This window comes from Mesorhizobium ciceri biovar biserrulae WSM1271, from assembly GCF_000185905.1.
In the GTDB taxonomy this organism is placed as follows: domain Bacteria; phylum Pseudomonadota; class Alphaproteobacteria; order Rhizobiales; family Rhizobiaceae; genus Mesorhizobium; species Mesorhizobium ciceri.
In genome coordinates this window covers 3446091-3470864 of sequence record NC_014923.1, presented here as the reverse complement: position 1 = coordinate 3470864, position 24774 = coordinate 3446091, and the positions used below count along the sequence as shown (strand labels likewise).

26 protein-coding genes, 1 tRNA gene and 1 riboswitch are annotated in these 24774 nt (G+C 63.5%); of the genes, 6 read left to right on the top strand and 21 right to left on the bottom strand.

Translation table 11 applies throughout. The features are described 5' to 3' along the window. Positions 1-3 precede the first annotated feature (3 nt). The 3 genes from MESCI_RS16740 to MESCI_RS16730 are packed head-to-tail and all read right to left on the bottom strand — an operon-like array spanning position 4 to position 2685. Complete coding sequence (locus tag MESCI_RS16740; RefSeq protein ID WP_013531128.1) at positions 4-855, bottom strand: ABC transporter permease; 852 nt, start codon at positions 853-855, stop codon at positions 4-6. Further along, positions 842-1669: an ABC transporter ATP-binding protein gene (locus MESCI_RS16735; protein WP_013531127.1), complete on the bottom strand. Its 828-nt coding sequence runs from the start codon at positions 1667-1669 to the stop codon at positions 842-844. Before MESCI_RS16735 ends, MESCI_RS16740 begins: the two co-directional genes overlap by 14 nt. Before the next feature lie 11 nt (positions 1670-1680). Then, complete coding sequence (locus tag MESCI_RS16730; protein ID WP_013531126.1) at positions 1681-2685, bottom strand: ABC transporter substrate-binding protein; 1005 nt, start codon at positions 2683-2685, stop codon at positions 1681-1683. 264 nt (positions 2686-2949) lie between these two features. On the opposite strand from MESCI_RS16730, the gene MESCI_RS16725 reads away from it, so the two are divergent. Further along, entirely contained in the window at positions 2950-3333 is a 384-nt protein-coding gene (locus tag MESCI_RS16725; protein WP_013531125.1) for a RidA family protein, read from the top strand. 54 nt (positions 3334-3387) lie between these two features. Next, a complete protein-coding gene (locus MESCI_RS16720; protein WP_013531124.1) occupies positions 3388-4191 on the top strand; it encodes a creatininase family protein in 804 nt (267 codons plus the stop codon). A gap of 313 nt (positions 4192-4504) precedes the next feature. On the opposite strand, the gene MESCI_RS16715 is transcribed toward MESCI_RS16720, so the two are convergent. Continuing rightward, complete coding sequence (locus MESCI_RS16715) at positions 4505-5014, bottom strand: tyrosine phosphatase family protein (RefSeq protein WP_013531123.1); 510 nt, start codon at positions 5012-5014, stop codon at positions 4505-4507. Continuing rightward, the gene (gene cobD, locus MESCI_RS16710; protein WP_013531122.1) at positions 5011-6060 is read right to left on the bottom strand and encodes a threonine-phosphate decarboxylase CobD; all 1050 of its coding nucleotides are present in this window, start codon (positions 6058-6060) and stop codon (positions 5011-5013) included. Before cobD ends, MESCI_RS16715 begins: the two co-directional genes overlap by 4 nt. Between cobD and cbiB the strand changes: the two genes are divergently transcribed. Beyond that, positions 6059-7030 (top strand): adenosylcobinamide-phosphate synthase CbiB, encoded by a 972-nt coding sequence (gene cbiB, locus MESCI_RS16705; protein WP_013531121.1) that lies wholly within the window; start codon positions 6059-6061, stop codon positions 7028-7030. The two genes, cobD and cbiB, sit on opposite strands and share 2 nt — an antisense overlap. A 36-nt stretch (positions 7031-7066) precedes the next feature. On the opposite strand, the gene cobO is transcribed toward cbiB, so the two are convergent. The 5 genes from cobO to MESCI_RS16680 form a co-directional block, all read right to left on the bottom strand. After that, complete coding sequence (gene cobO, locus MESCI_RS16700; protein WP_013531120.1) at positions 7067-7681, bottom strand: cob(I)yrinic acid a,c-diamide adenosyltransferase; 615 nt, start codon at positions 7679-7681, stop codon at positions 7067-7069. Position 7682: 1 nt separating this feature from the next. Further along, entirely contained in the window at positions 7683-8198 is a 516-nt protein-coding gene (gene cobU / locus MESCI_RS16695) for a bifunctional adenosylcobinamide kinase/adenosylcobinamide-phosphate guanylyltransferase (RefSeq protein WP_013531119.1), read from the bottom strand. Then, complete coding sequence (locus MESCI_RS16690; RefSeq protein ID WP_013531118.1) at positions 8191-8961, bottom strand: CbtA family protein; 771 nt, start codon at positions 8959-8961, stop codon at positions 8191-8193. The genes cobU and MESCI_RS16690 overlap by 8 nt, the downstream gene beginning before the upstream one ends. A gap of 15 nt (positions 8962-8976) precedes the next feature. Next, positions 8977-9156 carry a CbtB domain-containing protein gene (locus MESCI_RS16685; protein ID WP_013531117.1) on the bottom strand — a complete coding sequence of 60 codons (180 nt, stop codon included), beginning with the start codon at positions 9154-9156 and terminating at the stop codon, positions 8977-8979. Positions 9157-9192: 36 nt separating this feature from the next. After that, positions 9193-9397, bottom strand: a riboswitch (cobalamin riboswitch). A gap of 56 nt (positions 9398-9453) precedes the next feature. Further along, positions 9454-10653: an MFS transporter gene (locus MESCI_RS16680; protein ID WP_013531116.1), complete on the bottom strand. Its 1200-nt coding sequence runs from the start codon at positions 10651-10653 to the stop codon at positions 9454-9456. 223 nt (positions 10654-10876) lie between these two features. Here MESCI_RS16680 and MESCI_RS16675 point away from each other — a divergent pair, with 223 nt between their 5' ends. Further along, positions 10877-11875 carry a heparan-alpha-glucosaminide N-acetyltransferase gene (locus tag MESCI_RS16675; RefSeq protein ID WP_013531115.1) on the top strand — a complete coding sequence of 333 codons (999 nt, stop codon included), beginning with the start codon at positions 10877-10879 and terminating at the stop codon, positions 11873-11875. Further along, positions 11872-12348, top strand: a complete 477-nt coding sequence (locus MESCI_RS16670) for a methyltransferase family protein (protein WP_013531114.1) — start codon at positions 11872-11874, stop codon at positions 12346-12348. Before MESCI_RS16675 ends, MESCI_RS16670 begins: the two co-directional genes overlap by 4 nt. Before the next feature lie 85 nt (positions 12349-12433). On the opposite strand, the gene MESCI_RS16665 is transcribed toward MESCI_RS16670, so the two are convergent. The 3 genes from MESCI_RS16665 to MESCI_RS16655 form a co-directional block, all read right to left on the bottom strand. Next, on the bottom strand, positions 12434-12820 hold the full coding sequence (locus tag MESCI_RS16665) for a MerR family transcriptional regulator (protein ID WP_013531113.1): 387 nt from the start codon (positions 12818-12820) through the stop codon (positions 12434-12436). 157 nt (positions 12821-12977) lie between these two features. Next, positions 12978-14396: a magnesium transporter gene (gene mgtE / locus MESCI_RS16660; protein WP_013531112.1), complete on the bottom strand. Its 1419-nt coding sequence runs from the start codon at positions 14394-14396 to the stop codon at positions 12978-12980. 190 nt (positions 14397-14586) lie between these two features. Further along, positions 14587-14671: transfer RNA gene (locus tag MESCI_RS16655), tRNA-Leu, on the bottom strand. A 234-nt stretch (positions 14672-14905) separates the two neighbouring features. Between MESCI_RS16655 and lipB the strand changes: the two genes are divergently transcribed. Further along, positions 14906-15649, top strand: coding sequence for a lipoyl(octanoyl) transferase LipB (gene lipB / locus MESCI_RS16650; protein WP_013531111.1), 744 nt, complete (start codon positions 14906-14908; stop codon positions 15647-15649). A 21-nt stretch (positions 15650-15670) separates the two neighbouring features. Here the strand turns inward: lipB and MESCI_RS16645 are convergent, their stop codons facing one another. The 8 genes from MESCI_RS16645 to MESCI_RS16610 form a co-directional block, all read right to left on the bottom strand. After that, on the bottom strand, positions 15671-16921 hold the full coding sequence (locus MESCI_RS16645) for a peptidase M50 (protein WP_013531110.1): 1251 nt from the start codon (positions 16919-16921) through the stop codon (positions 15671-15673). Between the two features lie 519 nt (positions 16922-17440). After that, positions 17441-18124: an ABC transporter ATP-binding protein gene (locus MESCI_RS16640; protein WP_174299085.1), complete on the bottom strand. Its 684-nt coding sequence runs from the start codon at positions 18122-18124 to the stop codon at positions 17441-17443. Further along, a complete protein-coding gene (locus MESCI_RS16635; RefSeq protein ID WP_013531108.1) occupies positions 18121-19407 on the bottom strand; it encodes a lipoprotein-releasing ABC transporter permease subunit in 1287 nt (428 codons plus the stop codon). Before MESCI_RS16635 ends, MESCI_RS16640 begins: the two co-directional genes overlap by 4 nt. Continuing rightward, complete coding sequence (gene proS, locus MESCI_RS16630) at positions 19404-20732, bottom strand: proline--tRNA ligase (protein WP_013531107.1); 1329 nt, start codon at positions 20730-20732, stop codon at positions 19404-19406. The genes MESCI_RS16635 and proS overlap by 4 nt, the downstream gene beginning before the upstream one ends. A 633-nt stretch (positions 20733-21365) precedes the next feature. Then, complete coding sequence (locus tag MESCI_RS16625; RefSeq protein ID WP_013531106.1) at positions 21366-21650, bottom strand: DUF1467 family protein; 285 nt, start codon at positions 21648-21650, stop codon at positions 21366-21368. Then, positions 21647-22051, bottom strand: a complete 405-nt coding sequence (gene mce, locus MESCI_RS16620) for a methylmalonyl-CoA epimerase (protein ID WP_013531105.1) — start codon at positions 22049-22051, stop codon at positions 21647-21649. The genes MESCI_RS16625 and mce overlap by 4 nt, the downstream gene beginning before the upstream one ends. A 110-nt stretch (positions 22052-22161) precedes the next feature. Then, positions 22162-23832 carry a ribonuclease J gene (locus MESCI_RS16615; protein WP_013531104.1) on the bottom strand — a complete coding sequence of 557 codons (1671 nt, stop codon included), beginning with the start codon at positions 23830-23832 and terminating at the stop codon, positions 22162-22164. 118 nt (positions 23833-23950) lie between these two features. Beyond that, on the bottom strand, positions 23951-24772 hold the full coding sequence (locus tag MESCI_RS16610) for a biotin--[acetyl-CoA-carboxylase] ligase (protein WP_013531103.1): 822 nt from the start codon (positions 24770-24772) through the stop codon (positions 23951-23953). Between the last annotated feature and the right edge of the window lie 2 nt (positions 24773-24774).

The following is a 24774-nucleotide window of genomic DNA, read 5'->3' as shown; positions in this document are numbered from 1 at the left end:
GGCCTAGCGCTCCTGCTTCAGCGCGCTTTCATGCCAGCGCCGCAAGATGAGATGCGATATCAGCGACAGCACGAGGAAGATTAAAATGCCGGTCAGCGAGATCAGGAACAGCGCCGCGAACAGCCGCGGCGCGTTGAGCCGGTAGCCGGCCTCGATGATGCGCGAGGCAAGGCCGGACGACTGGCCGGTGGTACCGGCGACGAACTCGGCCACCACGGCGCCGATCAGCGACAGGCCGCCGGCGATCTTCAACCCGCCGAGGAAATAGGGCATCGCCGCCGGCAGCCTGAGATAGCGCAATTGCTGCCATCGCGTCGCGCCGTTGAGCTTGAACATGTCGCGCAGATTGCGGTCGACGGAGTTGAGGCCAAGCGTGGTGTTGGACAGGATCGGAAAGAAGGCGACGATCCAGGCGCACAGCAGAAGCTTGGTCGTCTGGTCGTTCACATAGATGTTGATCAGCGGAAAGATCGCCACGATCGGCGTCACCTGCAGCACGATGGCGAAGGGGAAGAACGACATCTCGACCCATTTCGACTGCGCGAACAGCACCGCCAGCCCGACCCCGCCTATGACCGCCAGAGCCAAGCTGAGAAAGGTGATGCGCAAGGTGACCAGCAGCGAGGAAAACAGCAGGCCGGCATCGTTGTAGAGCGTCCACAGCACCACGCCGGGACGCGGCAGGATGTATTGCGGGATCTCGTTCCACACGCAGATGCGATCCCACAGCCAGATCGCCAGGATCATGATCGCCAGCGGCAGCACCCAGCGGCCGATCCGTTCGAACCGCGCCTGGCGCACGCGGCGTGCTTCCTCGGGATCGAGTTGGAGCATCCGCTCGTCAATGGCCGTCATAATGCGCGCCTGCTGTTGAGTTGATGGCCTTGACCAGCACGTCGGAGGCCTGACGGCACAGTGCCGCATAGTCTGGCGAGGTGCGAAACGCCTCGTCGCGCGGATAGGAGGCCTCGATGGCGAGTTCGTCGAACACCCTGCCCGGCCGCGCCGCCATGACGACGACGCGGTTGGACAGGAACACGCTTTCGAAGACACTGTGGGTGACGAAGACGACGGTGAACCGTTCGTCCTGCCACAGTTCCAGGAGATCGTTGTTGAGCTTGAAGCGGGTGATCTCGTCGAGTGCCGCGAACGGTTCGTCCATCAGCAGTACGCGCGGTTTGGTCACCATGGCGCGCGCTATGGATACGCGCATCTTCATGCCGCCTGACAGTTCGCGCGGCACTGCGTCTTCGAAACCGGTCAGGTGAACCCGCGCCAACATCTCCGTTATCGTCGGTGTCGCCTTGGCGCGCGAAATGCCTTTCAGCCGAAGCGGTAGCCAGACATTGTCGAAAACATTGGCCCAAGGCAGCAGCGTCGGCTCCTGGAAGACGAAGCCGATGTTCGAGCGGTCGAGCGAGCCGCCACCGCGCCAATCGAGCACGCCGGAAGTTGGCGTCGACAGGCCGGCGATCAGCCGCAGCGCCGTCGACTTGCCGCAACCCGACGGCCCGAGCAGGCTGACGAAATCGCCTTCCCGGATGGTCAGGTCGACGTCGCTGAGCGCCGTCACGCCGTTGGAGAACACCTTGCCGACGCCCTTCAGCGCCAGGAGCGTCGGGGCCGCACCCGACGCAGCCGGCGCTTGCGCCACTTTTTCCCTTATCATTCCGGGGCGGCCTATTTCTTCAGCTCGAGCCCGACGCCTTTGTTGATGAAGGTCAGCGTGTAGGCCTTCTTGATGTCGATGCCGGCTGGCGTGACCTTGGCCTTTACCATCTTGTCGTAGAAACTCTTGATCCGCGCGTCGGTCATGGCGCCAATGCCGAGCTTTTCGGTGTCGCCGGAATCGGCCAGGCCGAACTTCTTCATCTGCTCGATCGAGAACGCGATCTGCTCGTCGCTCATGTCGGGATTGTCTTTCTTGATCATGTCGTTGGCGGCTTTGTTGTCGCCGTAGAGATATTTGTACCAGCCCTTGGCCGAGCCATCGACGAAGCACTGGACCACCTCCGGCTTCTTGTCGATCGTGTCCTGCATCACCTCGATCGTCGTCGAATAAGTGTCCCAGCCATAGTCGGCGAGCAGGAACTGGTTCGGCACGAAGCCGCCTTCCTTCTGGACCGCGAACGGCTCTGAGGTGACGTAGCCCTGCTGGATCGACTTCTTGTTGGCGAGGAAGGGAGCGGTGTTGTAGGTGTAGGGCGCGCGTTTGGAGGCGTCGAAGCCGAGTTCGATGACCATCCACTGGAAGAAGGTCTGCACGCCCTCGTCGCCCAATATGTACTGGTCGGCGTTCTTCAGGTCCTCCCATTTGTCGAGCCCCTCGCCGGGGTGGGACATGATGACCTGCGGGTCCTTCTGGAAATCCGCCGCCACCACGCGCATCGGTATGCCTTGCTGGACCGCATCGAAGGCCGACAGCAGATTGCCGCCCATGTAGAAATCGATCTTGCCGGCCAGCAGCATCGGCCGGCCGCTGACTTGCGGACCGCCCTGCATGATGGTGACGTCGAGGCCACAGGCGGCGTAGGTGCCGTCCGCCACGGACTGGTAATATCCGCCATGTTCCGGCTCGGCCAACCAGTTGGTGCCGAAGGTGACTTTCTCATTCGCAGCCGCACCCAGCGTGCTGGCTGCAAGCAGGGCCACAACCGCCACCGAGATCTTCTGTTTTCCGTACATCGACACCACCCTCTGTTTGCTCCGGCGCGCCACGCGCCAGGCTCGACACCAAAGATTCAAGAAGCAAGACACATGCCACCGGCGTCTGGCGCCGGGACCGCCCGCTTGAAAGACGTTGCCATGCCAAGCGCGAACGGGTCATGCTGTACGGAAGGCATCGTGCCTATTTTTTGAACGGCTGTCCACAATCGCCCGGGCAACATGCACCGCCATCTTGAAGGTGTAATGAGTCCGGCTTTAGGTGGCGGCATCCAGGAGATTGCCATGTTCAAATTCCTCACCCCGAAGTCCATCAAGCCGCCCTTTGCCCGCTATAGTCACGGCGTCGAGGTGCCGGCCGGCAAGCGGCTTGTGCTGTGCTCGGGCCAGGTCGCCATCACCGCCGACGACCTGATTCCCGAAGACGCCGGAGCGCAGGCCGAACTCTGCTTTCAAAACATCGCGGCGGTTCTCGGCGAAGCCGGCCTGGGTCTCAGGGATATCGTGCGCATCAACGCCTATGTCACCGACCGCGCGCATCTGCGGCCCTATATGGACGTCCGCGACCGGCTGTTTTCGAGCCCCGCGCCAGCGTCGACATTGATGATCGTTTCCGGCTTTGCCCGGCCCGAATTCAAGGTCGAAATCGAGGCCATCGCGGCGGGGTGATCGACAGGCCGCCCGTCCCGCGCTAGGTCTGCCTGACCATTGAAGAGGCATGACATGACCGTACCCAAAAGACGCGTGTGGTGGGGCGACTACCGGACCACCGAATACGCCTCGATCGATCCCGAGGCGACCATCGCCGTGCTGCCAGTGGCGGCGATCGAGCAGCATGGGCCGCATCTGCCTGTTTCGACCGACACGTCGATCATGAACGGCATGCTCGACACGGTCATTTCGCGCCTGCCCGACGATCTCGACATCCGCATCCTGCCGGTGCAGGCCGTGGGCAAGTCCAACGAACACCTGCATGCGCCGGGTACCCTCACTCTGCCGGCAACCACGCTGATCGAAGCCTGGACCGAGCTTGGCCTGTCGATCGCGCGCGCCGGTGTGCGCAAGCTGATCGTGGTCAATTCGCATGGCGGCAACGAGGAGATCATGGGCATCGTCACGCGCGAATTGCGCGTGCGCGAAAAGATGCTGGCGGTGAAGACCAGCTGGCAGCGTTTTGGTCGTCCGGCCGGCATGTATACCGAACTGGAGGACCGTCACGGCATCCATGGCGGCGATGTCGAGACCTCGCTGATGCTGCATTTCCGGCCGGACCTCGTGGACATGGGCAAATCAGACAGTTTCGTTTCCAATGTCGCCAAGGCCGAAAAGGAATTTTCGCTGCTGCGCCACACCGGCACCCACGCCTTCGCCTGGATCGCCAGCGATCTCAACCCGAACGGCGTCGTCGGCGACGCCAGCATCGCGACGGCGGAGAAGGGCCGGCTGACGGCAGAATATCAGGCCGACGGCTTCATCAGCCTGCTGCAAGATGTGCGCAAGGCGAAGCTTGCCGACTGGCTGAAGTAGCCTAACTGCGAGGCACAGATGTTCTGACCGTCCGATGGCAGATCGCCGGCTCCCAATTTAGCGGAAGCCTTTCTGCCCTCGTCATCCTGGGGCGAAGCAAGGAGCGAAGCGACGCGGCGCGGACCCCAGGATCCATGCCGGGACTCGGAAGCGCTGCTACGGTGCAGAAGTCTGCTCCGCTGCATTCCTCGACAAAGGTCGCGGCATGGATCCTCGGGTCTTCGCGACGGAGCTTCGCTCCTGCTCCGCCCGAGGATGACGAAGACGGGGAGGCTTCAGCTAACTTACAACGGTCGTATCGTTCCGCTCAAAACTACACATCGATCCTCAGCGCAAAGGGCGTGCCTTCAAAGGCGTCCGCGCCGCGCCCGATCGATTCGATCGCCTCGACCATGCGGCCGTTGCGCTCAAGCAACGCATCGGCCACGGCGATCAGTCGCGGATTGGGCGTTGCCGAAGGCGACAGCGCCCGCAGCGTCCGCGCCAATTCGGCCTCGTCACGCTTCGGCGCCAGTGCTGCCGCGATGATATAGGCCGAAGCCGTCGAGCGGCTGATGCCGGCATAGCAATGCACGAGCATCGGCCTTGCCCGGTCCCACCGGCGCGCGAAATCGAGCAGATTGCGGACATGATCTTCGCCCGGCATGGTCATGCCGTCCTGCGCCACCGCGATGTCGTGCATGACCAGATGCAGGTGGTTTTCCCTCGAGATCGAGGCCGGCCGCACCACCTCCGTTCCGGCGGCGAGCAGCGAAAGCATGCGGTCGGCGCCGGTCCTGGCCACCGTTTCCTCGATCTTTGCCAGCGAGCAGACATGGATCATTGTTTTGAACCCTTCGATTGATGCTCGCGCCGCGACGCCCATTCGGCAAGTGCGGATTCGAGCCGCTGCCATTCCTCCTCACTGCCCGGCAGGCCGGCGCGCAGAACGTCAGGCCGGTCGGCAAAATGGCGAAGCAGGATGCCGCGCTCGCCGAGCGCTGCAAACAAATCGGCGGCATTGGTCAGACTGAGGAAACGATACAGTGTGGTTCCGCCCGCAACAGGAACGCCGAAGCGGCCGAAAAGCGCATCGAGACGCGCCGATTCACCGGCCAACGACGCCCGCATCACGTCCTGCCACCCGATGTCGGCAAGCGCGCGGATGCCATATTCCAGCGCCGGGCCGGCGACGGCCCATGGTCCGAACTGCGTATCCAGCCGGTCGACCGTCGCAGTATCGGAAAGTGCAAAGCCGAGCCGCAGTCCGGCCAGGCCAAAGAACTTGCCGAACGAGCGCAGCACGACGAGGCCGCCCCGACCGACATCGCCCGCGAGGCTGTGCTGACGCGGGCCGACATCCATGAACGCCTCGTCGACGACCAGCAGTCCGCCCTTGGCGCGCAATCCGGCGGCCAGAGCCAGCAACCGGTCGCGCTCTATGACACGTCCATCCGGATTGTTCGGATTGACGATGATGACGAGGTCGGCGTCCGCCAACGCTTCGAAATTATCGACCTCCGCCACCTGGTGCCCGGCGATCGCGGCAGCGCGGGCATGTTCGGCGTAGGTCGGACCCAGCACCAACGCCTTGCCGGGCGAAATGAGCGACGCAACGCGCGGCAACAGGATCTGTGTGCCCGGCGCCGCCACGACGTTGGCTGGCGACGGCGCGCCGTAAGTACTGGCCGCGATCTCTGTCAGGTCGCGTGTGCGCGCGGCTTCCGGCAACCGCGACAGCGAGGTGGCGGGCAGGTCGAAAAGCGGGTAGGAGTGCGGATTGATACCGGTCGAGAGGTCGACGAAAGGCAGCAGGGCGTTGGGGAAAAGCACCCTCGCGCGGCCAAGACTTCCACCATGGTCCACAACCGCCCCATTAAGAAGCTTCATGTCAGTCCTGATCGCTTTCCTGTCATTGGTCGTCGAATTCGCCCTCGGTTACCCCGACTGGCTGTTTCGCGCCATCGGCCATCCGGTGACGTGGTTCGGCAGGCTGATATCCTTTCTCGACCGCAGGCTCAACCGCGCCACTGATCCCGACGCGCTGCGTCGCAAGCGCGGTGTCCAGGCGCTGCTGGTCATCGTGCTGGTGTCGGCGGTGATCGGCCTCAGCGTACAGATCCTGTTCTGGTTCGTTCCCATGGGCCTGGTCATCACGGCCCTTCTGGCAACGTCGCTGCTGTCGCAGAGGAGCCTCTATGAGCATGTCGAGGCGGTGGCTGACGCCCTCGACACCGGCGGCCTTGCTTTGGCCCGCCTTGCCGTTTCGCGGATCGTCGGTCGCGACCCTGAAACGCTCGACAGGGCCGGTGTCTGCCGCGCGGCGATCGAGAGCCTGGCCGAGAACTTTTCCGACGGCATCGTCGCCCCTGCCTTCTGGACCGGCGTCGGCGGCCTGGCTGGCGGCGCCGCCTACAAGGCCGCCAACACCGCCGATTCGATGATCGGCCACCGCACCCCGCGCCACGAGGCGTTCGGCTGGGCGGCGGCGCGCTTCGACGACTGGATCAACCTGCCGGCGTCGCGGCTGACGGCGCTTCTGATCGTGCTGGCGGCGTTCTTCGTCAAAGGCGCTGATGCGAAAAAAGCCTGGCATGCGGTGCGGCGCGACGCGAAAAAACACCGCTCGCCCAATGCCGGCTGGCCGGAAGCGGCGATGGCCGGTGCGCTCGGCCTGGCGCTCGCCGGCCCGCGCTTCTATGGCGGCGTGCTGGTCGACGACGTCTTCATGGGCGAAGGTGGGCGGCGTGAAGCCGACAGCCTCGACATCAGGCAGGCGCTGAAACTCTATCGCGTCGCCGACTATCTGCTGATCGCTCTGTTCGGGTTGGTTTCGGTCGTTGTCATCGTTGTGACCTAACCTCACCCTCCCCCGTCTGGGGAGGTTGAGGAACACTCAGAACTCGATCCCCTGCTGCGCTTTCACGCCGGCGGAAAAATGATGCTTGGTCACGCTCATTTCGGTGACGAGGTCTGCGGCCTCGACCAGCGCCGGCTTGGCGTTGCGGCCGGTGACAACGACATGCAGGCCCTCGCGCCGCGCTTTTAGCGCGCCAACCACTCTGTCGAGATCGAGATAGTCGTAGCGCAGCGCAATGTTCAATTCGTCGAGCACCAGCAGGCTGATCGACGGATCGGCCATCAGTTCGAGCACCTTGGCCCAGGCGGCTTCGGCGGCAGCGATGTCGCGCTTCAGATCCTGGGTTTCCCAGGTGAACCCCTCGCCCATCGCGTGCCACACGACACGGTCGCCGAAGGCGGCGAAGGCGTCCTTCTCGCCGGTGTGCCACTTGCCCTTGATGAACTGGACGACACCGACGCGCTTGCCGTAGCCGAGCATCCGCAGCGCCAGCCCGAAGGCGGCCGTGGTCTTGCCTTTGCCCGGGCCGGTGTTGACGATGAGCAATCCCTTCTCGACCGTCTTGCTCGCCACCTCGGCATCCTGCACCGCCTTGCGCTTGGCCATCTTGGCGCGGTGGCGCTCTTCATCCTTATTGTCGATATCGGTCATATCATTTCACCTTGAGCGGCAGCCCCGCCACCATCAGCAGCACCGTATCGGCAATCGCCGCGACCTGCTGGTTGAGCCGGCCGGCGGCATCGCGAAAGCGGCGCGCCAGTGCATTGTCCGGCACGATGCCTTGGCCGACTTCATTGGACACCACGAACCAGGGTCCGCGCGGCCGCGACAACACCTCCGCCAATCGCCGGCATTCAAGGTCCAGATCGTGTTCGGCCAGCATATGGTTGGTCAGCCACAGCGTCAGGCAGTCGACAAGCACCGGCCGATCGCCCGGCAAGGCGGCAAGCGCGCCGGCGAGATCGAGCGGTGCGTCGATGGTCGTCCAGCCGTCGCCGCGCCGCGACCGGTGCAACGCGATGCGCTCACGCATCTCGTCATCATAGGCTTGCGCCGTGGCGACATAGGTCCAGGGCGGCGGCAAGGCGGTCGCCAAAATTTCGGCGTGCGCGCTCTTGCCGGAGCGCGCACCGCCGATGAGGAAGGTCAGTGTCTTGCGATCAGGCAAAGCTGTCGCGCAGGCTGGTCGCGGTGCCGGTGAAACGACCGCGCACCACACCGACTACCGCTCCGAGCACCAGCCAGAACACCAGATTGGTCACGGTCACCGCCACCACGAACTGGTGATGCAGCCCTTCCGGAATCGCCGTCTCGTAACTGTCGGGCTGCGGTGCCCCGACAACATGCGGTGCGACGATCAAAAGGACGGCAAGGATCGCCAGCGGCAGCGACTTGCGGAACGCGATCAGGCCGAGACCGGCAGCGGTTGCCGCCACCGTTGCCCACCACCAGATCTGGCGCTGGGTGAGATCGGCGGCCGGCATGGCCGGCAGTTCCGGCGGCAGGCCGAGACCCGGCGCCAGCGTGAACACGGCAAAGCCGGCCAAGCCCCAGAACACGCCCTGGCGCCAACCACCGATACCGCCGGCGAATTCGGAAACCGCGACCAGGATCAACCCGAAGCCGATGCCGGTGACGATGTTGGCAAGCACGCTGAAGGCGAAACGCTCGAAACCGTCTGCCGGCGCCCAGCCCTCGTCTTCCGCCGCAGCAGTCGCTTCGGCAGGGGCCGGAGCGGCTGTGCTCATGGCATTGCTATCCGTTGCTGCCGGAGCGGCATGGTCATGGTGATGCCCGCCGCCCGCCTGTTCGTAGACTTCCGCCTTCAGGATCAGCGGCACGGTCGCATAGGCCTGCATGCAGGCGAGAACGACGCCGGCCACGAGCCCTGCGATCGCCGCGATGAACACGACGTTGCGAAACAGGTTCATGATGTCAGCCCCTCGTCAGTGGCAGGGAAACGCCATCGAATGGCGATAGTCGTGAGCCGCATTGTGGACCGCATCGATATGCGAGAAGCCGACAAAGCCCATCACGAAAATGCCGAGCAGCGCGGCGAGCGCAAGCTGCATGAAGCGCGACTGCGAGGAGACGGAAGCGCCGAGGGAGACGGAAGCGGTAGTCATGTCTTGTCCTTTCGCCCTCCACCCGAGGGCATCGAAGTCAGTTTCCTGTCGCCGGCAGGTCTCCTGGCTCACGGATCAGCGTCCTTCCCCACCTTCCCGAAGAAAAATCTTCAGTGGCATATGGAGAGGACTACCGCACACAGTTGCGGGGGCAGCCACGGCATTGGGCGAAATCCGCCCTTACCGCATTCCCTCTTGGCTCCAAAATGGAACCGGCGACACCGGCGACTATAGGCAGAATCCTCGCGTCCGGCAAACCAAATTCCGCCGGCGACCGTTGCGAATGCGCCATGAAGGTCAAAGCGATTTCGGCAGATAGCGCCACGTCACGAAGCCGCAGACCGCCGCCAGCAGGCCGAGCGTGACGAACACCGAGCCCAGGCCGAAGAAGGCCAGCACCACCGAATAGACCAGCGGCGGCGTCAGCTCGGAAAAGTCGAGATAGGTGCGATAGACCGCCGCCATCTGCGATCTTTCATAGGAGCGCACCGAGCGCATGAAGGCGGTCGAGCCGAGCGCGTCGAGTGCAATGGTGAAGAAGGCGCCGCAGAGCAGGAAGGCGCCGGTCAGCAGCGGAACGGTTTCGCCGACGAAGCCCGCCGCCAGAAGCGCGACCGACATGGCGAAATAGGCAAATGTCATGGTCCTGCGGCCGCCAAAGCGCTTTCCCGCCTTGCCCCAGAAAATCGCCATGAACAAAAGCGCGTTGCCGGCCGAAACCAGCAGGCCGCCGGCCAGCTTGCCCTCACCCGTAATGACCATGAACAGCGGCCCATAGACGAAGAACGTCGTCCAGAAACAGGAGCGCCCAAACGCGATCAGCCAGGCCAGCCGCAGCCGGGGCTGGGCGATGAAGCGGCCGATATTGGCGAGCGGATTGGCTGGTCGCGTCTTGCCGGGACGGATCGACGGGTTGTCGCCGAGCCGGTAGGTCCAGAACAATGCCAGCAGGGCTAACGCGAACACGGCCACCGCGCCATGCGCGGCATAGACGCCGAAGCGCGTGTAGAGGAAGATGCCGAGCGTCGGCCCACCGGTCCAGGCCAGCATCGACCACGCCATGCGCAGCGATTCGGCCTGCATGAAGTCGGTCTTGCGGATGTGGTCCATGATGTAGAGGTTGAGCGTGATCGACAGCGCGCTGGCGCCCATCACCCGGCACAGCATGCCGGCCAGTTGCCCGGCAAGCGTGTCGGTGACGAAGAACAGCGAGCCGATGGCCAGCAGGCAGGCGCCCGCCGTGTAGACCCAGCGCCGGGCGAAACGGCGGATCAGCATCGGCATGAACAATGTCACCGACAGGCCGAGCATCGCCACGACGGTGTAGAGGATCGAGACGATCTGCTCGTTGTGCAGGATCTCGTAAGCCTGGATCGGGATGACGCTCGACACCGTGGCGCGGGCGAAGGATTCGACCGCATAGAGCGAAGCGAAGGTGCGCGCGTCCGCGGCCTTGAGGGCCGGTAGCCAGATCGGATGGCGCACATGGGTGGACATTGCTTTCCCCGAAGCAGATTCACCGGGTCAAATCTGCCGTGGCGACCTCAGCGCCAATAAGAGGAAACCGACGTGCATCCGGCAAAAGCGAAGCCGGCCAAAGGCTTTCCGGCACTGGCCCAATGCCGCGGCTGATCCGGCGCTATCGGCAGGGTTGCCGGTCTTCTTTTGTCCCGGGCAACCGTGATAGTCCTCCAGCGGGGCTGAATCAGAATGCGAGACCATGAGCATCCAAACGCCGACCGCACCCGTTCAGGATCGACCAAAGCGCATCGTCGCCATCGACATCGTGCGCGGCATCGCGCTGATCGCCATGGCAAGCTACCATTTCACCTGGGATCTGGAGTTCTTCGGCTACACCGATCCCGGCCTGACCGCCTTCGGCTGGTGGAAGATCTACGCGCGCTGCATCGCCTCGACCTTCCTGTTCCTGGTCGGCGTCAGCCTGTATCTCGCCCACGGCCGACAAATCCGCTGGAACGGCTTCTGGAAGCGGTTCGCCATGGTCGCCGGAGCCGCGATCGCGATTTCGGTCGTCACCCGCATAGCCACTCCGGACGGCTTCATCTTCTTCGGCATCTTGCACGAGATCGCGCTGGCCAGCCTGCTCGGTCTCGCCTTCCTGCGCCTGCCGGCGCTGCTGACGCTTGTCGTCGCCGCGCTCGTTATCGCCGCCCCCGTCTATCTGCGCTCCGAGGCCTTCGATCACCCATGGCTGTGGTGGGTCGGCCTGTCGGCGAACAATCCGCGCTCCAACGACTACGTTCCGCTGTTTCCGTGGTTCGGCGCCGTGCTTGCGGGCATCGCGGTGACGAGACTCGCCGCAGGTGCCGGCCTGCTTGCCAGGCTTGCCAATCTGGCGCCCGGTCGCTTGGCCAACCCGCTGGTCTTCATCGGCCGGCACAGCCTGGCTTTCTATTTGATCCATCAGCCGCTGCTGATCGGCTGCGTCTGGCTGTTCTCGCAGATCATGCCGGCGCAGGTCGAAACCCCGCAGGTGAATTTCCTCAAAACCTGTCAGCTGTCCTGCGAGCAGTCGCGCGACACCGAGTTCTGTACGAGCTACTGTGTCTGCATGCTCGATACGCTCGAGGGCGAGTCCACGCTTGATAGGCTCTACAACAACGATCAGACTGCGGAGTGGAAAGCGCATTTGTCCGATCTCGCCGGCATGTGCACCGCCAAGACCGACAGCAAGTTGATGGAGGGAGGGGCCGAATGACCGAGAACCAGCCGAAGCCGGGGCTCATACCGTGGCCGCCGCTGATCTACATCGCCGCCATCGCCATCAGCATCGCACTGGGCCTGCTCTATCCCCTGCCCTGGATCGGCGACCTGCTGGGCGATATCCTGTTCGCGGCCGGCTGGGTGGCGCTGTTTGCCGTCGCCGCACTCTGGTTCACCGCGATCCGCACCATGATCCGGGCCAAGACCACGCTCAACCCCAACGCTGTACCCGATCACCTGGTCACCACGGGTCCCTTCGGCGTCACCCGCAATCCGATGTATCTGGCCAACACGCTGCTGTTGATCGGCGTCGCCTTTGTCTCGGGCATCGTGTGGTTCCTGCCGCTGGCGTTCATCGCCGCCTATGCCACGCAGAAGGTGGCGATCGAAGGCGAGGAAAAGGTGCTGGCGGCAAAATTCGGCAAGAAATACCGCGACTACGCCAAACGCGTGCGCCGCTGGATTTGAGCTGGCTTTCAAGCGGCCAATCTCCCCCCTCGTGGGGGAGATGTCCGGCAGGAGAGAGGGGGGCGCTGTCCCTCAAACTCTCTGCCTAGGTATTCACGCCAAGCTCCACCAGCCGCTCCACACAAGACTCCTCGGCCTGGTCGAGTTCAGCCAGCGTCTCCTCGAGGTCGCGGCGTTTCTGCCGGAGATCCTCGCGCTTTTCCTCGATGCGCTTGATCATCAGGTTGAGCTGGCCGACTTCGCCGGGCGGCTCCTTGTACATCTGGATGATTTCGCGAATCTCGTTGATCGAGAAGCCAAGCCTTTTGCCGCGCATGATCTGGCGAATGAGCTGCCGGTCGGAGGGGCGAAACAGCCGCGTGCGGCCGCGCCGCACCGGCTGCACCAGCCCTTCGTCCTCATAAAAGCGCAGCGTCCGCGTCGACACGTCGAACTCGCGGGTCAACTCGGTGATCGAATAATATTCTCGCATTGCCACTCCCACACGCCGAAACACCGGGGCGATCGCCATGGCGGCGTCACCCTTCTGTCCCGAACCAAAACCCATGCCATGCCGGAATCGACATGGCGCCCCGCGCGAGCCTCGCACGGCATTTACGTAAAAGTCAATTGAGCCAAAAGGCGTGCCCTCAGGGCACGCCGAACCACCACGTGGCAATGCCGAGAAATGCAAAGAAACCGACGACGTCGGTAACCGTGGTGACGAAGACCGCCGAAGCGACCGCCGGATCGACCTTGAAACGATCGAGCAGCAGCGGGATCAGGATGCCGGCCAGGGCGGCCACGAACATGTTGATGATCATCGCCGCCGCGATGATCCCGCCCAGATTGGGATCACGGAACCAGGCTGCCGCGACGATGCCGATCAGGATGGCGAAGACGATGCCGTTGATGAAGCCGACACCCATCTCGCGGCGAATGATGCGGCCGGCATTGTAGATGTCGAGATCCCTGGTCGCCAACGCCCGCACGGTGACGGTCATGGTTTGCGAGCCGGCATTGCCGCCCATGCCCGCGACGATCGGCATCAGCACCGCCAGTGCCACGATGTGTTCGATCGTGCGGTCGAACAGGCTGATCACCGACGCCGCCAGGAACGCGGTCAGAAGGTTGATCAGCAGCCACGGAACGCGTGAGCGCGAGGTCGAAAAGATGCTGTCGGAAAGCTCTTCGTCGCCGACGCCGCCCATGCGCATCAGATCTTCCTCGGCCTCCTGCTGGATGACGTCGACGACATCGTCGATGGTCAGAACGCCAACCAGCCGTTCGTTCTCGTCGACGACCGCGGCCGACAAAAGATCGTACTGCTCGAATTCCCGCGCCGCCTCTTCCTGGTCCATGGTGGCCGGAATGGCGTGCCGCGTCTCGTGCATCACCTCCTCGACCTTGACCGAACGTTTGGTGCGCAGGATCTGGTCGAGGTCGATGGCGCCGAGCAGCTTGAAGCTCGGATCGATGACGAAGATCTGGCTGAAGCGCTCGGGAAGATTGTTGTCCTCGCGCATGTAGTCGATGGTCTGGCCGATCGTCCAGAACGGCGGAACCGCGACGAACTCGGTCTGCATGCGGCGGCCGGCCGTCTCTTCGGGATAATCGAGCGAGCGGCGCAGCCTGATCCGCTCGGTGAACGGCAGTTGCGACAGGATCTCGTCCTGGTCTTCCTGGTCGAGATCCTCGAGAATGTAGACGGCGTCGTCGGAATCGAGCTCCTGCACCGCCTGCGCGATCTGCGCATTGGGCAGATTGTCGACGATCTCCATACGGATCGCCTCGTCGACCTCCGTCAGCGAGGAAAAGTCGAAATCGGCGCCCAGGAGTTCGACCAGCGCGCGGCGCTGTTCGGGATGCAGCGCCTCGAGCAGATCGCCGAGCTCCGACTGGTGCAGGTCGTCGACTTCATGCTTGAGGGTCAGCGTGTCGCGGTCGGCGATCGCCGCGCCGATCCGCGCCAGGAAGGACGAAAGCACGGCGCCGTCCTCGCCATAGATGTCGGCGTGGTTGTCCTCGGCGGCCCCGGCGCCGGTCGTCCGTTCGTGCTCGCCTTCCACCAGCGCCTCCCGCCACAAGAATCCCGGAAAAGGTGCAAATCAGGTCTAGAGCATCGGACCCAAAAGAGGAAACCGGTTTTGGGAAAATCCGACGCTCAAAAAGAAAGTGGCGTAAAGCGCGGGAATATCAACGAAATGCGTCCGGCCCGCAGCGGGCGAGACCGGTACAAATCGGATTCTGGGAAGAGAATGGTGCGGTCGAGAAGACTCGAACTTCCACGGGTTGCCCCACAGCGACCTCAACGCTGCGCGTCTACCAATTCCGCCACGACCGCACGTGGTAGAGCCGGAACCGACCGGCTCGCGGCGTGTAGCAAATCGTTTCCGGTGAAACAAGTGCACGGCAAGCAATAATGTCAGGCGATTGGCATAATGCTCCACAGGGCCCGAACGCAGCGCCGGAACTGGACGTTTGCGCCTGATATCGCCATATGGAAGGCAAGTTGATGTCGCCCAAAGGTGCGAGGCGTTTTTGGGCGCGCCATGGACAAACGAAAAGACGATACGCCATGACCGAACGCAGCCAGATCGCCACGTCGTTCCTGCCGCTTCCCGGCTCGGCACCGGTCGAATGGCTGATCGAGCCCGGCCTTACCGCCTATCCCGAGGCACTTGCCTTCATGGAGGCGCGCGCCGAGGCGATCCGCAGCGGCGCTGCCGGCGAAATGGTCTGGTTGGTCGAACACCCGCCGCTCTACACGGCCGGCACCAGCGCCCGTGGCGAGGATCTGATCGACGCCAGCCGCTTCCCGGTCTTCGCGGCCGGACGCGGCGGCGAATACACCTATCATGGGCCGGGCCAGCGGGTCGCTTACGTCATGCTCGACCTGAAGCGGCGGCGCGAGGATGTCCGCGCCTTCGTCGCGGCGCTCGAACAGTGGATCATCGGCACGCTTGCCGCTTTCAATGTGCGGGGCGAGCGCCGCGAGGACCGGGTCGGCGTCTGGGTCGTGCGGCCGGATCGCCCTGCTCTGCCGGACGGCTCGCCGGCGGAGGACAAGATCGCGGCCATAGGCATCCGGCTGCGGCGCTGGGTGAGTTTTCACGGCATCGCCATCAATGTCGAGCCCGATCTCGACCATTTCAGCGGCATCGTGCCTTGCGGCGTGCAGGACCACGGCGTCACCAGCCTCGTCGACCTAGGCCTTCCCCTGACCATGGCCGATCTTGACCTGGCGTTGAAATCCGCCTTCGAGGATGTGTTCGGTCCCGCCACGGCCTTGCCTGTCGAAGCGGCCCGCAAAGCCGGCTGATCCTTCCGGATCCGGTACGGCTCAAATCAGCTGGGCGGAGGCCCACAACACGCCATAGCCATGGATGGCGAACACCGCCAGCAACGCCGCCGCCATGGCCAGCCGGTCGATGGTGCGGATCGGCTTCAGCTCGTGACGCGGCTTCACCCCGCTGCTCATAGTCAGCAGGCTGAGGAGCGAAAACACCGCTCCCGTCGCGAGCAGGAAGGTGGCGGAAAAGCCGGCCTGCCAACCCACGGCCAGGAAAGCCGAGAGCAGGAAGAAGGAAGCCAGCGCCAGCGCGACCGGTCCCGGACAGATCTGGCGCAGCACCTGGCCGCCGTCGAACTTCCACACCGGCACCAGATTGGCGATGTTGAACAGTGCGGCGAAGCCCGCCAGCGTCGCCAGCAGGGCCGCCGCCAGCCGGTGACCTTCCGCGCCGGCAAAGGTGCTTGCGGCGATGGCGATCGGCACCAGGAAGGCCGAGAAGCCGGCGCCCATCAATGCCACGAAAGCCACTTCGAAACGGCTGTCATAGGGCCGCCCGCCAATGGCGATGCCGCCGAGCAGCGGAATGAAGATCATCCGTGCACGGTTGTGGCCCATAAGCCGGAACGCCGCCATATGGCCAAGCTCATGCAAGGCGACCACCGATGTGAGGATCGCGGCCAGTGCCAAACCGCCGAAGTGAAGGCCGAAGAATGGCCACAGGATCAGCGCCGAAAGCCCGGCAAAGCCGACCTGGCTGAGCGGATGCTCGAACCAGCCGCCCTTGCGATACTTTCCGGTCCGCGCCCAGCGCTGCAGCTTGGAGAGTTCGCGGCGCAGGGCGAAATAGCGGAACACCAGGAAGGCAACGCCACGATAGCGATCGGTCTGGCTGAGCGTCACCCGCGTGCTGTTGCCTTCCGAAACGAGTTCGGCGGTTTCGCGAAAATCCTTCCAGAACGAAGCGTCGAGTGCCGTATCCTCGATGACACGCATCGAGAAGCGGCTGCCTTCGACGACGTCTTCAAACCGCGACTTGCGTTCGATCGGCTTGCCGTCGCGACCTTCCCAGGACAGCGTGATGCGGGCCACGCCCTCGCCGTCCGGGGCCTCGGCGGACAGGATCTCACCGGACCAGCCGGCATCGCTGCCGAGCGGCCACAGCGCCTGCCAGAGGCGCTGCCGATCCATCGCCACCAGACAGGTCAGCCGGACCGTGCGCAAACCAAGCGGCACCGTCATCAACAGAAAGATCAGCCCGAGATTGCTGGCCACCAGAATGGCCGTGACGATGGGCGACACCTGGACGTTGCTCCCTGTCTTGCCGGGGCACTCTAACGTCGCTGCGGCAAGAAAAGCTTAACGGCGGAGCGGTCTTCGACCGCATGGGACCCACGGCGGCGAACGCCGCCAAATCACATGGCTCCAATCCAGATCGCCATGGAGACGAGAAAGGTGCTCATGCAAACCAGTGAGATGACATCCTGAACCAGATCGGTCATAACTCTCTCCTGTTGTTGATATGTTCGTATTTTGTTCTAATTTTGTTCAAATGTCAAGGCGCACAATCCGGCCGTGCCCGAATTTCCGGGCGATCAAATCGGCAGGGTTAAGAAAAGGTTGACGGGCGAACGACGGTTGCCCAGCGCCGACCAGGGCACGACGAGACTGGGGTCAGGCCGAGCCGAGAATGGTGGATTTCGAGAACCGGAGCGGAGCGTACTTTTGGGTACGTGAGCACCGTTCTACCGCGACGGGGTAGAACCGGAAGCGCAGGAAGCCGCCTTTCGCAGGCCGGCCTCCCCCCAGTATCGCCGTGCCCTAGAGCGGCACCACTTTGCCGTCGGCCAAGGTGACGCGTCGGTCCATGCGCGATGCCAGCTCGTGATTGTGGGTGGCGATCAGCGCCGCGAGGCCCGATTGCTTGACCAGCGCCGCCAGCGCCTCGAACACATAGGACGCGGTGACCGGGTCGAGATTGCCGGTCGGCTCGTCTGCCAGCAGTACCAGCGGCGCATTGGCGACCGCACGCGCAATGGCAACGCGCTGCTGTTCGCCGCCGGAGAGCTCGGACGGCCGGTGCGCCGCGCGTTTGCCGATCTGCATGTAATCGAGCAGCTGCGCCGCGTGCTCGGCCGCATCCTTGCGGCTGAGCCCCTTGATGAGCTGCGGCATCATGATGTTTTCCAGCGCCGAGAATTCCGGCAGCAGATGATGGAACTGGTAGACGAAGCCGACATCGTTGCGGCGGATCGCCGTGCGCTCGTCGTCGGACAGCCGCCCGCAGGCGCGGCCGGCCAGGATGACGTCGCCGGCGTCGGGACGCTCCAGCAGGCCGGCGGTGTGCAGCAGCGTCGACTTGCCGGTGCCAGACGGCGCCACCAGCGCCACCATCTCGCCGCGCTTCAGCGAGAAGTCCGCACCATTGAGAATGGTGAGCTTTCGCGGTCCCTGGACGTAGTGCCGCTCGACGCTCTTCAGCTCGATAATGACCTCGGCCACTATTCGTACCTCAAGGCTTCGACCGGATCGAGACGCGCGGCGCGCCATGCCGGAAACACCGTTGCCAGGAAGGACAGGCCGAGCGCCATCAGGACGACATAGGTCGTCTCGCGCGGATCCATCTTCGCCGGCAACTGGCTGAGGAAATAGAGTTCAGGATTGAACAGCACCTTACCGGTCATCCACGAGAAGAACTGGCGGATCGATTCGATGTTGGTGCAGATCAGTACGCCAAGCAGCACACCGGCAAGCGTGCCGGTCACGCCGATCGCCGCACCCGTCATCAGGAAGATGCGCAGGATGGCGCCGCGCGACGCCCCCATGGTGCGCAGGATGGCGATGTCGTGGCCCTTGTCCTTCACCAGCATGATCAGGCCGGAGATGATGTTCAGCGCCGCCACCAGCACGATCAGCGTCAAGATCATGAACATGACGTTGCGTTCGACCTGCAGCGCGGAGAAGAAGGTCTCGTTGCGCTGGCGCCAATCGACCATGTCGATCGGCCGCTGCGCCGCCGCCTCCACTTTCGGTTTCAGCGCATCGACATCGTCTGGATTGTCGACATAAATCTCGATCGTTTGCGCCCGCCCGTCCATGTTGAAATAAAGCTGCGCTTCGGAAAACGGCATGTAGACGATGGACGTGTCATATTCGGACATGCCGACTTCGAAGATCGCCGCGATCTTGTAGCCCTTCATGCGCGGCGTGGTGCCGATCGGCGTCACGTCGCCGTCGGGCGAAATCAAGGTGATGGTATCGCCAAGCGTCAGGCCGAGATTCTCAGCCATGCGCTTGCCGATGGCAACGCCCTCGCCAGAATCGAAATCGGCGATCGAACCCTGCTTGATGTTGCTGGCAACGATGGCGATCTTGCTCAGATCCTCGCCGCGTATGCCGCGAACCAGCGCTCCGGTTCCGCCGCCGACATTGCCTTGCGCAAGCACCTGGCCATCGATCAGCGGGATGGCGTATTTAACGCCTGCTACACCGTTGATGCGGCTGGCGACCTGCGCATAGTCCTCCAGCGGCGAATCGAGCGGCTGCACGATCAGGTGACCGTTGACGCCGAGGATGCGCGTCAAAAGCTCCGCCCTGAAACCGTTCATCACCGCCATGACCACGATCAGCGTGGCGACGCCCAGCATGATGCCGAGGAACGAGATCGAGGCGATCACCGAGATCACCGTCTCCTTGCGCCGCGAACGCAGATAGCGCCAGGCGACCATGCGCTCGAAGATGGAAAAGGGTCCGGCGCCGACCGATCTTGCCGCCACCGCCTCGCTCATGCGGCGACACCGAAGCGCTTCTTCGCGTCCGCGATCGGCAGCGTCTCGCGCTCGCCGGTCTTGCGGTTCTTGATCTCGATCTCGCCGGCGGCGACACCGCGCGGTCCGACGATCACTTGCCAGGGAAGGCCTATCAGGTCGGCGGTGGCGAACTTGCCGCCGGGCCGCTGGTCGGTGTCGTCGTAGAGCACGTCCTTGCCGGCGGCGACGAAAGCGGCATGCAGTTCGTCGCAGACGCCGTCGCACTCGGCGTCGCCCGCCTTCATGTTGATCAGTCCGATGTCGAACGGCGCCACCGCCTCCGGCCAGATGATGCCGTTGTCGTCATGGCTGGCTTCGATGATCGCCGCGACCAGCCGCGACGGACCGATGCCGTAGGAGCCGCCGGAGACGAAATGATCCTTGCCGTCGGGTCCGGTCACCTTGGCGCCCATGGGCTTGGAATATTTGTCGCCGAAATGGAAGATGTGGCCGACCTCGATGCCGCGCGCCGAAACCTTGTCGCTCTCGCCGATCTTCTCCCACGCCGCCTCGTCATGCATCTCGTCGGTGGCGGCGTAGGGCGTCGTCCATGTTTTGACGATGTCGGCGATCTCGGCGTCGTTGGCAAAATCGGTGTTGGCGCCGGGCACATCGAGCGCAAGATAGTCGCGGTGGCAGTAGACCTGGCTCTCGCCGGTGTCGGCCAGGATGATGAATTCGTGGCTGAGATCGCCGCCGATCGGCCCGGTGTCGGCCCGCATCGGTATAGCCTGCAGCCCCATGCGCGTAAAAGTCCGGAGATAGGACACGAACATCCTGTTGTAGGCCGCCCTGGCGCCTTCGAAGTCGAGATCGAAGGAATAGGCGTCCTTCATCAGGAACTCGCGCGACCGCATGACGCCGAAGCGCGGCCGCACTTCGTCGCGGAACTTCCACTGGATGTGGTAGAGATTGAGCGGCAGGTCCTTGTAGGACTTCACATAGGCGCGGACGATCTCGGTGACCACTTCCTCATTGGTGGGGCCGTAGAGCATGTCGCGGTCCTGCCGGTCCTTGATGCGCAGCATCTCCTTGCCGTAGTCGTCATAGCGGCCGCTTTCGCGCCACAGATCGGCCGACTGGATGGTCGGCATCAAGATTTCCAGCGCACCGGCGCGATCCTGCTCCTCGCGGATGATGCGGCATACCTTGTCCAGCACCCGCTTGCCGAGCGGCAGCCACGAGAAACTGCCCTGCCCCTGCTGGCGGATCATGCCGGCGCGCAGCATCAGCCGGTGCGAGACGATCTCGGCCTCGCGCGGATTTTCTTTGAGGATCGGCAGGAAATAGCGCGACAAACGCATGGGCAGGTCCGTGAGTGAGGAGGGCCGCGTCAGAATCGGCGCGACTTTGGCTTGCTTGACCCGGCTTCATAGCCATTTCAAGGCGGAATGGGAACCCGGACGCTTCGGCCCGAAAAGCGGAATCGACTTCCAAAAAACATGGGTAGCCGGGATCAGAAGCGTCGCACCGCCGTTCGCCCGTCCAGAAGACCCACGGCGCTGCAAGGCCTCCCGGTCACTGTGCGCGTCTTGGTGATCGTTCGCCAAGCAACGCCTGCCACACTATTGTGCAGTGCAGCACGAGAATGCCCGTTTCAAGGCAAAATTCTTCGTGACATTTTCATTCGCCTTAGGCTAATGTACCTCGATAACCGAGAGGGCAGAAAAAAATCTGCTCTCCTACGCGGTCAAAGTCTTGGGAGGATGCGATCTAGGCGCGGTTACTCGCTGCCGCCGGAAACCGGAAACAGATCGGACGCGTTTAAATTGCAAGGCCTCGTGCCTTGCATTTTTTTTGTGCAATCATCTGCTTAGCGCAACGCGTTGCCAAACCACCTTACCCGGCGTCAGCGCTCGTCAGGCCGCAAAACGGCACGACATTCCCCGCCGAAACCCGCCCGGTTCCGACATATGAAAACGCCGTCGCTGGACAGTCTATTTAGCCGGCGTCTGGCTGAATTCCGGCACGATGTGCGGGATGTCGTTGAGGCTGTATCCCAGCCCATGCGTCAGGCCATAGAAAATGCCCATCAGGATCGCGGTGGCGATGGTGGTGCGGATCACGGCGCGCAGCATGTGAGGCCCACGCGGCGCGCTCGGAACCGTGCCGAGCGTCACGTCGTGATCGTCGTCCTGCGTCCTCACGCTGAACGGCAGCACGGCGAACAGCACCACCCACCAGGTCGCGAAAAACAGGGCGGTGAACGAAACCCAGCTCATGATTGCTCCAGTTCGATCAGCGTGCCGAAGAAATCCTTCGGATGCAGGAACAGCACCGGCTTGCCGTGCGCGCCGATCCTCGGATTGCCGTCGCCCAGCACGCGGGCGCCGGCGGCCTTGAGCTGATCGCGCGCGGCCAGGATGTCGTCGACCTCATAGCAAAGGTGATGCATGCCGCCGGAGGGGTTCTTCTCCAGGAAGGCGGCGATCGGCGATCCCTCGCCCAAAGGCTCCAGAAGTTCGACCTTGGTGTTGCCGACATTGACGAACACCACCGTCACCCCGTGCTCCGGCAGCGCCTGCGGCGCCGTCACCTCCGCGCCGAGCGTGTTGCGGTAGGCCGCTACGGCAGCAGCCAGATCCGGCACGGCAAGCGCGACATGGTTCAGACGTCCGAGCATAGGTTTTCCCCAGGGCAGTAAGGCAATAGGGCAGTATGGCAATAGGGGAAAAGCTGACCTGCCTCGTATCGAAATCCCTACTGCCCTACTCCCTTACTGCCCTACTCCCCTCAGCGAGTGACGAACACCGTCACCAGCGGCTTCTTGCCCCAGGCTTCGTTGGCGGCGCCGCGCACGGCGCGCCGCACTGCTTCCTGCACCAGGTCGAGGTCTTTTCGGCGCTGACGGGGGATCGAGTCCACCGCGCCGATTGCCGCATCGATCATCAGATCTTCCAGCGACTCGCCACGGCCATCGGCCTCGGCGACGCCGATGGCGACCAAATCGGGGTCGCCGGCAAGCTCATATTTGTCGTCCAGCACGACATTGACCGCCACGTGGCCGGCAAAGGACAATTTGCGCCGGTCGCGGATGCCCATCGCCTGATCGGTGCCGATCAGTCTGCCATCCTTGTAGATACGGCCGAACGGCACCTGATCCATGATGGTGGCTGGGCCGGGAGCAAGCCTGAGCATGTCGCCGTCGCGCACCTGCGCCACCTGGCCGATGCCCGATGTCGACATCAGCGAGCCCTGCGCCACCAGATGTGCCGCCTCGCCATGCACGGGAACGCCGATCTGCGGGCGCACCCATTCATACATCTTGCGCAATTCGCTGCGCCGCGGATGGCCGGAGACATGCACCAGCGCATCGCCGTCCTCGATGATCTTGACGCCGAGGTCGATGAGACGGTTCTTGATCTCGAGGATCGCCTTCTCGTTGCCGGGAATCGTACGCGAGGAAAACACCACCGTGTCGCCTGCCGTCAGCGACACCGACTTCATCTCTTCGCGCGACAGCTTGGCCAGTGCGGCCAGCGGCTCGCCCTGGCTGCCGGTGCAGATGATGACCAGGTTTTCGCGCGGGATGAAACCAAAATCCTCCTCGGCGATGAACTCCGGCAGACCGTCCATGTAGCCGAGTTCTCCGGCCACATCGATGACCCGCTTCAGCGAACGGCCAAGCACCAGGCACTGGCGTCCGGCATCGCGGGCCGCTTTGGCGATCGAGACGATACGTCCGACATTGGAGGAGAACGTGGTGACGGCGACACGGCCCTTGGCAGCCTGGATGACGCCCTTGAGGCCCTCGCCCACAGCCACTTCCGAAGGCGACTCGCCTTCGCGCAGCGCATTGGTCGAATCGCAGATCAGCGCCAGAACGCCCTTGTCGCCATAGGCGCGGAAACGCGCCTCGTCGGTCTTTGGCCCGATCGTCGGCTCCGGATCGATCTTCCAGTCACCGGTATGGATGACGGTGCCTGCCGGCGAGGTGATCGCCAGCGACATCGGCTCGGGAATCGAGTGCGCGACCGGAATGGCTTCGATCTCGAAGGGGCCGACGGTGAATTTCTCGCCCGCCCGGTAGATCGTGACCGGTATTTTCGGCGCGCCCTGCTCGCCTTGCCGCTTGGCTTCCAGCAGGCCGGCGCTGAACGGCGTCATCCAGACCGGCGCCTTCAGCTTCGGCCATGTGTCGAGCAGCGCGCCGTAATGGTCTTCATGCGCATGCGTGATGATGATGCCGCGCAGATTGGCGAGGTTCTCCTCGATGAAGCGTGTGTCGGGCAGCACCAGGTCGACGCCCGGCAGGCTGGCATCGGGGAAGGTCACTCCGACATCGATGACAATCCATTCGCGCGCGCTGGGCGGCCCGTAGCCGTAAAGAGCGAAGTTCATGCCGATCTCGCCGACGCCGCCGAGCGGCACGAAGACGAGTTCGGCGTTTTCCGCTTTCGCCATGATTTTTCCCTTCCTGGCCCTCAGGCCAAGCTCAAAAGCAATTCCGGGAAAAGTGTGTAACGGTTTTCCCACCGGAGTTGCGCAAAAACAAACAGGTTAGAACCGTTCATGAACGGCCCTATGCCCTGGCCGAAGCGACCGCGCCGAAATGCACATCGCCGGCGGCGATCGTCCGAACCGAACCTTCATCGTCGCGGATCACGAAACGGCAGTCCTCGTCAATGGTCTCAAACACCCCGCGCACCACATTACCGTCAATTCTGACGGCAACCTCGCCGCCGAGCCCCGCGGCACGATCAAGCCACCGTCGCCTGACGGCGGCAACTCCGCGCCCCTCATCCCACAATCGGGCATTCTCGCTCCAGGCATCCGACAGCGCCAGGAACAGTGTTTCCGCATCGCATGCCGCGCCCAGCGCGCGCAAGGAAGTTGCGGGATACGGCAAATCCTCAGGGTACGCCACCACATTGACGCCGATGCCGACCGCCACTCCGAAACGGCCGCCCTCGAGGATTGCCGATTCCAGCAGGATGCCGGCCAGCTTGGCGCCGGAGGCAAGCACGTCGTTCGGCCATTTCAGCTCGAAACGGTTTTTTCCTTCGCTGCCACCGTCGAGGCCAATGGCGATCCGGCCCTTCGGCACCACGGCATCGAGTGCATCGGCCAGCGCCAGTCCTGCGACGAAGCCCAATGTCGCGGCAAGGCGAAGCTCTGCCTTGGTGATGACGAGCAGCGTCGCCGCCAGATTGCCTTCCGGGGTCGCCCAGACGCGGCCGCGCCGGCCACGCCCGCTTTCCTGCTTCTTGGAAACGACCCACAATTTGCCGGAGTCGCCTGCCCTTGCGTGGTCCAGTGCCAGCGCATTGGTGGAGCCGACGCTCTCATGCGCCTCGAGCCGGAACCCTTCCGACGCCGAGGTTGGAGCCAGCCGAAATGCCATGC